The following is an 11836-nucleotide window of genomic DNA, read 5'->3' as shown; positions in this document are numbered from 1 at the left end:
CCTAAAACACCCGCCTGAGCATCAGCGACAGGCGGCGCTGGACCTCGGGTTCGGCCAACCGCCCCTCTGGGATCGCTGCCGGATCGCGCAGCGCCCGCTTGAGGATGCCGACCGTGCGCCAGCCTGCCAACTCGGCGATACGTTGGGGCAAGGCCGGACGCGGGCCGGAAGACGGGCGCGCCTTACCCAGATGGGACTGCACAAGCTGCGTGAATTGCGCCGTGGTCATTTCGGGCAAGGGATTGCTGCCACGCGCCAAAAATAGCGGCACGCCCAGCAGGTAATTGGCCAGCCCTGTTGCGGCCCCGATATTGCGTGCGCGGGTTTCCTGCGTGCCGCCCAAAGCGCGCGCCGCCACCCACATCAGCGCCCCGCCGGTTTCGGCCACATAGTCGCGCAGGTCATCTGCATCCGCCATCGGCAGGCGCTGCGCCTCGCGCCGCCGCGCGTTGACGCAGCCTGCCAGCAGGTTCGCGCCTGTTGCGTCCAGCACCTGCGAAAGCGGTGTCGCCACCTCGTGCCGCCGCACAGGACCACCTGACGAGATTTCGTCCAGCGCGTCAGACCACCATTGCAGACGCATCTCCGCGATCAGAGGTTCCGCGCTCATCCACGGGGCGCGGGCAATTTCCAGATTAAAGGCGTATAGCGGAAACAACACCTGCCGCATCGCCACAGGTGCGGCCATCGTAGCGGCAAAACGGTCGGGATCGCCGCGTTCGACGATCCGCGCACAGGCGACCAGATCGGGCTCGGTGATCACTGCGCCGCCTCTGCACCCGGCGCGGCCTCGCGCAGCAATTTCCAGTTGATCGCGTCCAGCAGCGCTTCGAAACTGGCGTCGACGATGTTGGGGCTGACGCCCACGGTGGACCAGCGGCGGCCCTGGCCGTCTTCGCTGTCGATGATGACGCGGGTCACGGCCTCGGTCCCACCCTGGGTGATGCGGACCTTGAAATCGACCAGTCGCATATCGGCAATCGCTTCGCTATAGGCCCCCAGATCCTTGGCCAGTGCCTTGGACAGGGCGTTGACCGGGCCACGGTCCGATCCGTCCTCGTCCATCGACTCGCTGACGGACAGTTTCTTGTCTCCGTCGACTTTGACCACGACGACCGCTTCGGACAGGCTGACCATGCGGTTATACTTGTTCTTGCGCCGCTCGACGGTGACGCGGTAGCGCTTGACCTCGAAGAAGTCAGGCGCCTGCCCCATCTCGGCGCGGGCCAGCAGTTCGAAACTGGCCTGCGCCGTATCATAGGAATAGCCCTGCTCTTCGCGCGCTTTCACTGTCTCGAGGATGCGGCCCAGTACCGGATCACCCGCCGCCATCTCCAGCCCCGCCTCGGCCAGACGACGGCGCAGGTTGGACTGGCCCGCCTGATTGGACATCGGGATGATACGCGCATTGCCGACCACAGCAGGATCGATATGCTCGTAGGTTGCGGGGTCTTTCAGGATCGCGCTGGCATGCAGACCCGCCTTATGGGCAAAGGCCGAGGCCCCGACATAGGGGGCCTGCCGCATCGGAACGCGGTTCAGGATATCGTCAAGGCGTCGGCTGGCGCGGGTAAGGCCGGACAGGGCGTCAAGCGTGACGCCCGTGTCATAGCGGCTGGCATAGGGTTCTTTCAGCAGCAAGGTCGGAATGATCGTTGTCAGGTTCGCATTGCCGCAACGCTCGCCCAAACCGTTGAGCGTGCCCTGCACCTGCCGCGCACCTGCGTCGATGGCGGCAAGGGCTCCGGCCACGGCGGTTTCCGTGTCATTATGGGTGTGGATGCCGAGACGATCACCGGGAATGCCTGCCGCGATAACCGCGGCTGTGATCTGGCCGATTTCTTCGGGCAAGCAGCCGCCATTGGTATCGCAAAGCACGACCCAACGCGCGCCGGCATACAGTGCTGCGCGCAGAACCTTGAGAGCGTAATCGGGATTGGCGCGGTAGCCGTCGAAAAAATGCTCGGCATCAAACAGCGCCTCGCGGCCTCGGTCCACCAGATGCGCAACGGAGGCCGCAATGTTGTCCACGTTCTCGTCCAGAGTGACACCAAGGGCGGTGGTCACGTGGAAATCATGCGCCTTGCCGACCAGACAGACCGCTTGCGTGCCCGCATTCGTCACAGCGGCCAGAACATCATCATTCGCAGCCGAGCGCCCTGCCCGCTTGGTCATGCCAAAAGCGGTCAGGCGCGCGCGGATTTGCGGTGCCGCGTCGAAAAATGCCGAGTCAGTGGGGTTCGCACCGGGCCAGCCGCCTTCGATGTAATCGACGCCCAAAGCGTCCAACATGCCCGCAATCTGGAGCTTCTCGGCTGTCGAGAACTGCACGCCCTGCGTCTGCTGGCCGTCGCGCAGCGTCGTATCGTAGAGATAGAGGCGTTCGCGGGTCATCCTCGGCCCCCTGCTTCTTCTTGCCGAAAATATCCGCGGGGGGAATGGCCCGCAGGGTCATTGGGGGCCGCCAGCCCCCCTGCCAAGTCAGAGACGGACGCAACACGTGTCATTCTAACCCCTCCAGTGCAGATGGATCAAACTCGGGGCCGGGTACCAGTTCCACCCCTGACTTGCTCATGCGGACCTCGACCCCCGCGGCGATCAGCGCGGATTTCAGCCGGTCCACCTGCGCGAAATCATTGGTTTGCATCGCAGTTTCGCGGGCAGCGGCAAGACGGTAGGAGTGCGCCGAAAGATCAACGACAGGTGCGGCAGCCCAAGCGGGAACGTTGGTCTCCAGCACGCCAACAAGCTGAAGGGTTGCGCGCAGGGTCGCCGCGTCGCCCGCAAGGGCAAGCTGATGGCATTCGGACAGAAAACCATGGGTGTTCAAATCATCGGCAAGCGCATCAACCGCTGTCTGGCTGGGAACTGAGCCGTCCTGTGCTTGGGCGGCCAGCGCGTACCATTTGCGTAATGTCGCCTCGGCCTGAGCCGCCTTTTCCGCCGTCCAATCCATTGGCTTGCGGTAATGCGTCATCAGGAAGACATAGCGGATCACCTCACCCGGCACGCCTTGATCCAGCAGGTCGCGGACGGTGAAGAAATTGCCAAGGGACTTGGACATCTTTTTGCCCTCGACCAGCAGCATCTCGTTATGCATCCAGACATTGGCCATCTTGTCGGTGCCGTTCGCGCAGCAGCTTTGGGCGATTTCGTTCTCGTGATGCGGGAATTGCAGGTCGATCCCGCCGCCGTGGATGTCGAAACTGGCCCCCAGCAGCTCATGCGCCATGGCGGAGCATTCGATATGCCAGCCGGGACGGCCCCTGCCCCAAGGGCTGTCCCATCCCGGCAGATCATCGCTGGACGGTTTCCACAGCACGAAATCCATCGGGTTGCGCTTGTAGGGCGCAACCTCGACCCTTGCGCCGGCGATCATATCCTCGACCGTGCGGCCCGACAGCGCGCCGTATCGGGTGTAGCTGTCCACGGCAAAAAGCACATGGCCTTCGGCGGCATAGGCATGGCCCGATGCGATCAAGTCTTCGATCATCGTCACCATCTGCGGGATGAATTCCGTGGCGCGCGGCATGTGGTCCGGCTCCAGCGCACCAAGCGCACCCATGTCGTCCAGATACCAGCGGATCGTTTCCTCGGTAATCCCGCCAATCGTGCGGCCAGTCTCTGCCGCCTTGGCGTTGATCTTGTCATCCACATCGGTGAAGTTCCGCACGTAAGTGACGTGATCCGCACCATAGACATGACGCAACAGCCGGTAGAGCACGTCGAAGACGATCACGGGTCGGGCATTGCCCAGATGGGCGCGGTCATAGACGGTGGGACCGCAGACATACATCCGCACATCGTCGGGGTTCAGCGGTGTAAACACCTCTTTGCGGCGGGTTTTCGTGTTGTGCAGTTTGATGGTCGTCATCGGGTCCTCACACGCGGGTCCGCGGCGGGCTTAGCAACTTCAACTCTGGTTGGGAATAGAAGAACGCGCCGCCGGAATGGTTCAGGCGGTAATGCAGCACATGATGGTGATGGCAAAAGCGTTCATCCGATCATCATAGCCATTGATCCACGTCGCCACAATCGCTGAATTGACACGGTGGGGCGGCCTGTGGCCTCTGGCGACAAGCAACCAGAGAGGCCCGCCATGCAGCTTTCACACCGGATCATCACGCTTCTGGGCGACGAGGGTGATGGATGGGGGGTGTTCTACCGCGCCCGCGCCATGAAGGCGGCAGGTCGCGCGGTGACCGAATTGACGATCGGCGAGCATGATATCCGCACCGATCCGCGTATTCTGGCCGCGATGCATGATGCGGCCATGGGCGGGCATACAGGCTATGCCAGTATTCCCGGAACAGCCGAATTGCGCGATGCGGTGGCAGCAAGGGTGAAGGCACGCACGGGTGTTGCGACGGGCCGCGAGAATGTGCTGATTACGCCGGGCGGTCAGGCGGGGCTGTTTGCCACGCATCACGCCACCTGCGATACGGGCGATACCGCGCTTTATATTGATCCGGCCTATGTCACCTATCCCGGCGTGTTGCGCGCGCTGGGGCTGGTGCCGCAGGCCATTTCCACCCGGGCCGAGGACGGGTTCCAGCCGCGCGCGGACGATCTGGAGGCGGCTGTCAAGGCGACGCACCGGCCCCGCAGCCTGTTGGTCAACAGCCCCAACAACCCGACCGGCGGGGTCTATGCGCGCGACACGCTGGAGGGGATTGCCGACGTCGTGCGCGAGCATGATCTGTGGCTGATCTCGGACGAGGTCTATGACACGCAGGTCTGGGACGGCGCGCATCTCAGTCCGCGCGCCTTGCCCGATATGCCAGAGCGCACGCTGGTCATCGGGTCGATGTCGAAATCCCATGCGATGACCGGCAGTCGTATCGGCTGGATCGTGGGACCGGCGGACGCGATTAGCCGCATGGCGGATCTGGCGACGCATACGACTTATGGCGTGCCGGGCTTTGTACAGGATGCCGCATGCTTTGCGCTGGCTCAGGGCGCGGCGCTGGAAGCCCAGGTTGCGGCCCCATTCCGGCGACGCCGTGCGCTGGCGCTGGATTTGCTGGCGCGGCAGAACCTTGTGCGCGTGCAGCCACCGCAAGGGGCGATGTATCTGATGCTGGATATCCGCGCGACCGGACTGTCGGGCGAGTCCTTCGCGATGGCTCTGCTGGATCGGCACGCGATTGCTGTCATGCCGGGCGAGAGTTTCGGCATCGCGGCGGCGGGGCATGTGCGGGTGGCCATGACAGTGGCCGATGACCTGTTCGTTGCGGCGCTGGGGCAATTGCTGGACTTCGCCGCCGAGCAGGCCGCCATGGCGGCCTAACCCCTGCTGGCCTAGCGCCCGATCATCCAGCGCCCTTCTGGCCAGAAGGCATGGAAGGCAAAGGCAAACATCACATCATGGGGCACATCGCGGCCCGCCGCGTCCCTGACGCGGATCGTGCCCACATCGCGGCCGTCCCCGATCCGCGCGGTATCGAGGGCGGATGCCTGCCCTGCTGACCATGTGATCTGCACATCTTCCTCGGTGATCGCGCCCGCTTCGCGCACTCTCTGGACCGGCCAGGCGTTTTGTCCCACACGGACAACGCGCGCCAGGGGGGGAATGCCGTGCGGCGGGTCTTCCCCGCTATAGAGAAACGGACGCCAGTTGCTGTCATAGCCGCGATAGGGATTGGTGCCATAGGCGCGGCGCATGGAGGGTTCGTCCATCACCAGAGCCTGCGGATTACGGGCGCTGAATGCGGCCCAGCTTTCCATCCATGTGGGAAGCTGGGTCAGCTCCGCGCCGGTCATCTGGCCGACGATGCCCAAGCCCACCGCCTGCTGCCACCAGCTTTGGGTTTCGCGGTCATACATGATCATATCCGAGTTCCGCAGCTTGCCCGAGACACCGAAGCTGAGGGTGCGGCCATTCACGCGCCGGTCAAAGGTCGGGCCGGAATTGCACAGGGGGCAGAAGGTGACGGCTACGGGTGTATCGCCGATCCGGTCGTTGACGATCTCGTGCCACATTAGGTAGCGCACCGGATAGGCACGCGGGGTCTGGCCCTCCAGTTCGATGGCGACGACCGGTTCGCGCGCATCCAATCGCGTTTCCTGTGACACGGGGATGAAATCGGGATCGCTAAGGGCCGGGATACCGTCCTTGGGCGGACCGCCCGAGATCACTTCGGACCAGTCCGGCACGGTGGTGCGGGTGAAATCGGTCTCGGGCCATTCACCGCGCCACTGGTCGGGTTGTGGATGACCTGCCAGCGTGGTGGCGGCAAGGAACATGACAGCAAGACCGATGCGGCGGATGTCGCAAAGAGCGATAAACGACACAGAACAGGCACCGATACGCCGCATGGCATGATCCTTTTCAATTGTATCCCGAGGATGCACACAGACGGGGCACTGGCATAGCCCCCTCACCCAGACGTGACTGGCGGTGAAGGGCCGTAAATGCGAACGGGGCCCGAAGGCCCCGTGTCATGTCGTGATATCGTGCAGGATCACTCGGTAACTGTGACGGTTTTCATCATATCGGGCTGGCCGGTCACCAGACCGTTCTGGCCTTCTCCGCGCTTGATCGCGTCGACCACCTCCATTCCTTCGGTCACACGGCCGACGACGGTGTATTGACCGTTGAGGAAATATCCCTCGTCGAACATGATGAAGAACTGGCTATTGGCCGAATTCGGGTTCTGGCTGCGCGCCATGCCCACAACGCCACGGTCAAAGGGGATATCCGAGAATTCAGCCTTGAGGTCGGGACGGTTCGAACCACCCATGCCCGCGCGGGTCATGTTTCCACCCATCTTGCCGAATTCCACATCGCCCGTCTGGGCCATGAACCCTTCGATGACGCGGTGGAAGACGACACCGTCATATCCGCCCTCGGCTGCGATTGCCGCGATCTGGGCTGCGTGTTCGGGGGCCACATCTTCCAGAAGGTCGATAGTGATGGTGCCGTTGGCCTGACCCTCGACCTCGATCTGCAGACCCGAGGCCAGCGCGGGGCCTGCCGCCAGCATTACTGCCGCTGCAATCAGGTTACGCATCGGCGGCCACCTTGACGCTGATCATGCGGTCAGGGTTCGCGGGCGGTTCGCCGCGCGTGATGGCATCGACATGTTCCATACCCGAAATCACGCGGCCATAGACCGTATACTGGCCGTTGAGAAAGCTGTTATCCTTGAAATTGATAAAGAACTGGCTATTGGCCGAGTTCGGGTTCTGGCTGCGCGCCGCGCCCAAAGAACCACGGTCATGCGGCAGGCGCGAGAATTCGGCGGGCAGGTCGGGCAGGTCGGACCCGCCTGTACCGGCACGGCGGATATCAAAACCATCTTCCATGTCGCCATGTTCCACATCGCCTGTCTGGGCCATAAAGCCTTCGATCACGCGGTGAAAACACACATTGTCATAAGCACCTGCGCGGGCCAGTTCCTTCATCCGCTCGCAATGTTTGGGGGCGACGTCGGGCAGAAGCTCGATCGTGACGGTGCCGCCTTTCAGCTCGATCAGGATGGTGTTCTCTGGGTCTTTGATCTCGGGCATCTGGGCCTCCTTGAAGTTGGTCTGGGCAGATACCTAAGGCCCCTGCACGCGAATGCCAAGCGGGGTGTTGACGCAAGCGCGTGTTCGCGCCAAGAGGTGCGCGGACAAGCGCGGAGTAGCGGCATGACGTGGAAGACCCTTGATGACATGGACCTTGACGGCAAACGGGTCCTTGTGCGGGTGGATATCAATGTGCCGGTTGAAAAAGGCCGCGTGACCGATCCCACGCGGATCGAGAAGATCGCGCCGACTGTGCGCGACATCCTCAGACGCGGGGGCCGCGTGTTGCTGGTGGCGCATTTCGGGCGTCCCAAGGGCAAGGTTGTGCTGGACATGACCCTGCGCGTGACCATTCCCGCGCTGGAAAACGTGCTGGAACGCCATGTCACCTTTGTCGAGACCTTCGACGGGGCCGAGGCCGCCACAAATGATGTGGTTCTGCTGGAAAACATCCGTTTCCATCCCGGCGAGGAGGCCAATGATCCCGCCTTTGCCGCCGAACTGGCAGATCTCGCGCAGATCTATTGCAATGACGCGTTTTCGGCGGCGCATCGCGCCCATGCCTCGACCGAGGGTCTGGCCCATCTGATGCCCGCTTGCGCGGGGCGCCAGATGGAGGCCGAGTTGCGCGCGCTGGAAGCGGCGCTGAGCAAACCCAAGCGCCCAGTCGGGGCCGTGGTGGGCGGCGCGAAAGTCTCTAGCAAGATCGAATTGCTGGAGAATCTGGTGGAAAAGCTGGACGTGCTGATTATCGGCGGCGGCATGGCGAATACCTTTCTGGCAGCGCAAGGCGCCCAGATGGGTAAATCGCTGCAAGAGCCGGATTTTCAGGACACGGCCCGCGACATTCTGGCCAAGGCCGCAAGGACAGGTTGCAAGGTGATCCTGCCCGTGGATGGCAAGGTCGCCCGCACATTCGCTGCCGGCGTGCCCTTCGATGTTGTGTCGATGGAGCCTGACACGGTTCTGGAAGAAGACCAGATGGTGCTGGATGCAGGGCCGCAGTCGATTGCGGCCATTTGCGACGCCTTTGACGGTCTGGAGACCCTGATCTGGAACGGACCGTTGGGCGCCTTCGAGATCGAACCGTTCGACGAGGCGACGATGGTCACGGCACGCCATGCGGCGGAACTGACCCGCGCGGGCAAGCTGATCACGGTTGCGGGCGGTGGTGATACAGTGGCCGCCCTGCATGCCGCCGAAGTCGCGGACGACTTCAGCTATATCAGCACGGCGGGCGGCGCGTTTCTGGAATGGATGGAAGGCAAAACCCTTCCCGGTGTGGCCGCACTCGAGGCCAGCGCCTGAGGCGGGCGGACAGATTGGATATTTGCGGCAGGAAGACGCAAGCTTTGCGGTTTTCCTGCAATTTTATGCAGTTTTTCGGGAAAATCGCCTTAAAGGGGATTCCCAAGCCGAATCACCTGTGGCATGGTCCGTGAAAGCACCGGAACAGGTGCAGACAAGGGCAGAGCAATGACATCCCGCAGACCCCCGGCATTCGGTGTTGTGATCTTTTTCGCCGTGGCGTTCAGCCTTGGCGCCTATTTCACTTTTGCAGCCGTGCAGGGCAATTACGGTCTGTTCCGCCGCGCCGAGATCACTGCTGATGCCGCCAAGTTGCAACAGGAGCTTGTTCTGCTCCAGACGCGCGTGGCGCGGATGGAGAACCTGACGCAGCGCCTGTCGGACGAGTATCTGGACCTTGACCTGCTGGACCAGCAGGCGCGCGATGTGCTGGGCATGATGCGCCGCGACGAGATCGTGGTGCGCTAAACCCGGTCACGACCTTTTCCCCTTCCAGACAACTTGTTGAAACACATCCCTGACGCTTGTCAAAAATTGCACTCGCATCGCGGGGATGAATCCTGTATTAAATAGTTTAACGCTAAACTATCTTTCTTCCAGGGAGGGGATACCGCATGGTCGCCAAAAAAAGCCAAAAGGTTTCAAATGTTTCCGCCGATGAGCTGAAAGGCTTCTACCGCGACATGCTGCTGATCCGGCGATTCGAGGAGAAAGCAGGGCAACTCTACGGCATGGGTCTGATCGGCGGGTTCTGCCATCTCTATATCGGGCAGGAAGCCGTTGTTGTGGGGCTGGAAGCCGCTGCCGAGGACGGTGACAAGCGCATCACATCCTACCGTGATCACGGTCATATGCTGGCCTGCGGGATGGACCCGAACGGCGTGATGGCCGAGTTGACGGGCCGCGAGGGGGGCTACTCCAAGGGCAAGGGCGGCTCGATGCATATGTTCTCGAAAGAGAAGCATTTCTACGGCGGCCACGGCATCGTCGGCGCGCAGGTGCCGCTGGGGGCAGGACTGGCTTTTGCCGACAAGTATCTGGACAACAAGCGTGTGACATTCGCCTATTTCGGTGACGGCGCCGCCAACCAGGGACAGGTCTACGAGACCTTCAACATGGCCGCCTTGTGGAAGCTGCCGGTGATTTTCGTGATCGAGAACAACCAGTATGCGATGGGTACGTCGCAGCAACGCTCGACCTCCTCTGCCGAGATCTACGAGCGCGGCCATGCTTTCGGCATTCCTGGCGAGGCTGTTGACGGCATGGATGTGCTGGCGGTCAAGGCGGCTGGCGAAAAAGCTGTGGCGCACTGTCGGTCCGGCGACGGGCCCTACATCCTTGAAATCAAGACATATCGCTATCGCGGGCATTCGATGTCGGACCCCGCGAAATACCGGACCCGCGAGGAAGTGCAGAAGATGCGCGACGAGAAAGACGCGATCGCGCATGTGCGCGATCTGCTGCTGTCGGGCAAGCATGCGACCGAGGATGATCTGAAAGCGATCGACAAGGAGATCAAGGAGATCGTCAACGCAAGCGCCGAATTCGCCAAGGAAAGCCCCGAGCCTGATCTCAGCGAGCTTTGGACCGATATCTATGCCACCGAAGTGCCGCAGAACGCGTAAGGGAGAATTGAACCATGGCAACTGAAATTTTGATGCCCGCCCTGTCGCCAACGATGGAAGAAGGCACGCTGGCGAAATGGCTGGTCAAGCAAGGCGATACTGTCAAGGCAGGCGACATTCTGGCCGAGATCGAGACCGACAAGGCCACGATGGAATTCGAGGCCGTGGATGAGGGCGTGATCGGCAAGCTCATCGTTGCGGAAGGCACCGAAGGGGTGAAGGTCAATTCACCTATCGCGGTTTTGCTGGAGGATGGCGAGAGCATGGATGACGCCGCCCCCGCAAAATCCGCGCCCAAGGCCGAGGCTGCACCGGCAAAGGCCGAAGCACTTGCGAAAGAGGCCCTTGCCCCAGCCGCGCCCAAGGCTGCCAAGATGGAACCTGACTGGCCGGAAGATACCGAGACCCGCAAGCAGACGGTCCGCGAGGCGTTGCGCGATGCCATGTCCGAAGAGATGCGCCGCGATCCCAATGTCTTTTTGATGGGCGAGGAAGTGGCAGAGTATCAGGGCGCTTACAAGATTTCCCAAGGCATGCTGGACGAATTCGGCCCCAAGCGCGTGATCGACACGCCGATCACCGAGCACGGCTTTGCCGGTATCGCGGTCGGGGCTTCGTTCGGGGGTTTGCGCCCGATCGTGGAATTCATGACCTTCAACTTCGCCATGCAGGCGATTGACCACATCATCAACTCGGCGGCCAAGACGCTTTATATGTCGGGTGGACAGATGGGGGCGCCGATGGTGTTCCGTGGCCCGAACGGGGCTGCGGCTCGGGTTGGCGCGCAGCATAGTCAGGACTATGCGGCATGGTATGCCTCGATCCCGGGTCTGAAAGTGGTGATGCCTTTCTCGGCCTCGGACTATAAGGGCCTGATGAAAACAGCGATCCGTGATCCCAATCCGGTGATCTTCCTCGAAAACGAGATCCTTTACGGGCGCAGCTTCGATGTGCCGATCCTTGAGGATTACACCGTCCCCTTCGGAAAGGCCAAAATCTGGCGTGAGGGCAGCGATGTGACCATCGTCAGTTTCGGCATCGGCATGACCTATGCGCTGGAGGCAGCCGAGCGTCTGGAAAAGGACGGGATCAATGCCGAAGTGATCGACCTGCGGACGCTGCGCCCGCTCGACTATGACACGGTGATCGCCTCGGTGATGAAGACCAACCGCTGCGTGACCGTGGAAGAGGGCTTCCCCGTGGGCTCGATCAGCAACCATCTGTCGGCCTATATCATGGAAAACGCGTTCGATTATCTGGACGCCCCCGTGATCAACTGCACCGGCAAGGATGTGCCCATGCCCTATGCGGCCAACCTCGAGAAACTGGCGCTGGTGACGACCGACGAGGTTGTCGCGGCTGTGAAAAAAGTGACTTACCGCTAAGGAGAC

11 protein-coding genes are annotated in these 11836 nt (G+C 61.9%); 5 read left to right on the top strand and 6 right to left on the bottom strand.

The genetic code is table 11. The annotated features are described in order from the left end of the window. Position 1 precedes the first annotated feature (1 nt). From K7H22_RS00635 to cysS, 3 genes are all read right to left on the bottom strand, one after another. Positions 2-763 (bottom strand): squalene/phytoene synthase family protein, encoded by a 762-nt coding sequence (locus tag K7H22_RS00635; RefSeq protein WP_230798582.1) that lies wholly within the window; start codon positions 761-763, stop codon positions 2-4. Then, on the bottom strand, positions 760-2394 hold the full coding sequence (gene cimA / locus K7H22_RS00630) for a citramalate synthase (RefSeq protein ID WP_230798581.1): 1635 nt from the start codon (positions 2392-2394) through the stop codon (positions 760-762). The genes K7H22_RS00635 and cimA overlap by 4 nt, the downstream gene beginning before the upstream one ends. A gap of 109 nt (positions 2395-2503) precedes the next feature. Beyond that, positions 2504-3874, bottom strand: coding sequence for a cysteine--tRNA ligase (gene cysS / locus K7H22_RS00625; protein ID WP_230798580.1), 1371 nt, complete (start codon positions 3872-3874; stop codon positions 2504-2506). Between the two features lie 225 nt (positions 3875-4099). On the opposite strand from cysS, the gene K7H22_RS00620 reads away from it, so the two are divergent. Then, on the top strand, positions 4100-5290 hold the full coding sequence (locus K7H22_RS00620; protein WP_230798579.1) for a pyridoxal phosphate-dependent aminotransferase: 1191 nt from the start codon (positions 4100-4102) through the stop codon (positions 5288-5290). 11 nt (positions 5291-5301) lie between these two features. Here the strand turns inward: K7H22_RS00620 and K7H22_RS00615 are convergent, their stop codons facing one another. The 3 genes from K7H22_RS00615 to K7H22_RS00605 form a co-directional block, all read right to left on the bottom strand. Beyond that, on the bottom strand, positions 5302-6246 hold the full coding sequence (locus tag K7H22_RS00615) for a DUF3179 domain-containing protein (protein WP_230798954.1): 945 nt from the start codon (positions 6244-6246) through the stop codon (positions 5302-5304). 218 nt (positions 6247-6464) lie between these two features. Next, the gene (locus K7H22_RS00610; RefSeq protein WP_230798578.1) at positions 6465-7013 is read right to left on the bottom strand and encodes a peptidylprolyl isomerase; all 549 of its coding nucleotides are present in this window, start codon (positions 7011-7013) and stop codon (positions 6465-6467) included. After that, positions 7006-7512, bottom strand: a complete 507-nt coding sequence (locus K7H22_RS00605) for a peptidylprolyl isomerase (RefSeq protein ID WP_230798577.1) — start codon at positions 7510-7512, stop codon at positions 7006-7008. The genes K7H22_RS00610 and K7H22_RS00605 overlap by 8 nt, the downstream gene beginning before the upstream one ends. A gap of 123 nt (positions 7513-7635) precedes the next feature. Between K7H22_RS00605 and K7H22_RS00600 the strand changes: the two genes are divergently transcribed. From K7H22_RS00600 to K7H22_RS00585, 4 genes are all read left to right on the top strand, one after another. Then, positions 7636-8820: a phosphoglycerate kinase gene (locus tag K7H22_RS00600; RefSeq protein WP_230798576.1), complete on the top strand. Its 1185-nt coding sequence runs from the start codon at positions 7636-7638 to the stop codon at positions 8818-8820. A gap of 168 nt (positions 8821-8988) precedes the next feature. Further along, positions 8989-9288, top strand: coding sequence for an FtsB family cell division protein (locus tag K7H22_RS00595; protein ID WP_230798575.1), 300 nt, complete (start codon positions 8989-8991; stop codon positions 9286-9288). A 146-nt stretch (positions 9289-9434) separates the two neighbouring features. Further along, positions 9435-10445, top strand: a complete 1011-nt coding sequence (pdhA, locus tag K7H22_RS00590; protein WP_230798574.1) for a pyruvate dehydrogenase (acetyl-transferring) E1 component subunit alpha — start codon at positions 9435-9437, stop codon at positions 10443-10445. Positions 10446-10459: 14 nt separating this feature from the next. After that, positions 10460-11830, top strand: a complete 1371-nt coding sequence (locus K7H22_RS00585) for a pyruvate dehydrogenase complex E1 component subunit beta (RefSeq protein ID WP_230798573.1) — start codon at positions 10460-10462, stop codon at positions 11828-11830. Positions 11831-11836 lie beyond the last annotated feature (6 nt).

The organism is Seohaeicola saemankumensis (assembly GCF_021021435.1).
Taxonomy (GTDB): Bacteria; Pseudomonadota; Alphaproteobacteria; order Rhodobacterales; family Rhodobacteraceae; genus Seohaeicola.
This window is presented reverse-complemented; position numbering and strand designations above follow the sequence as displayed.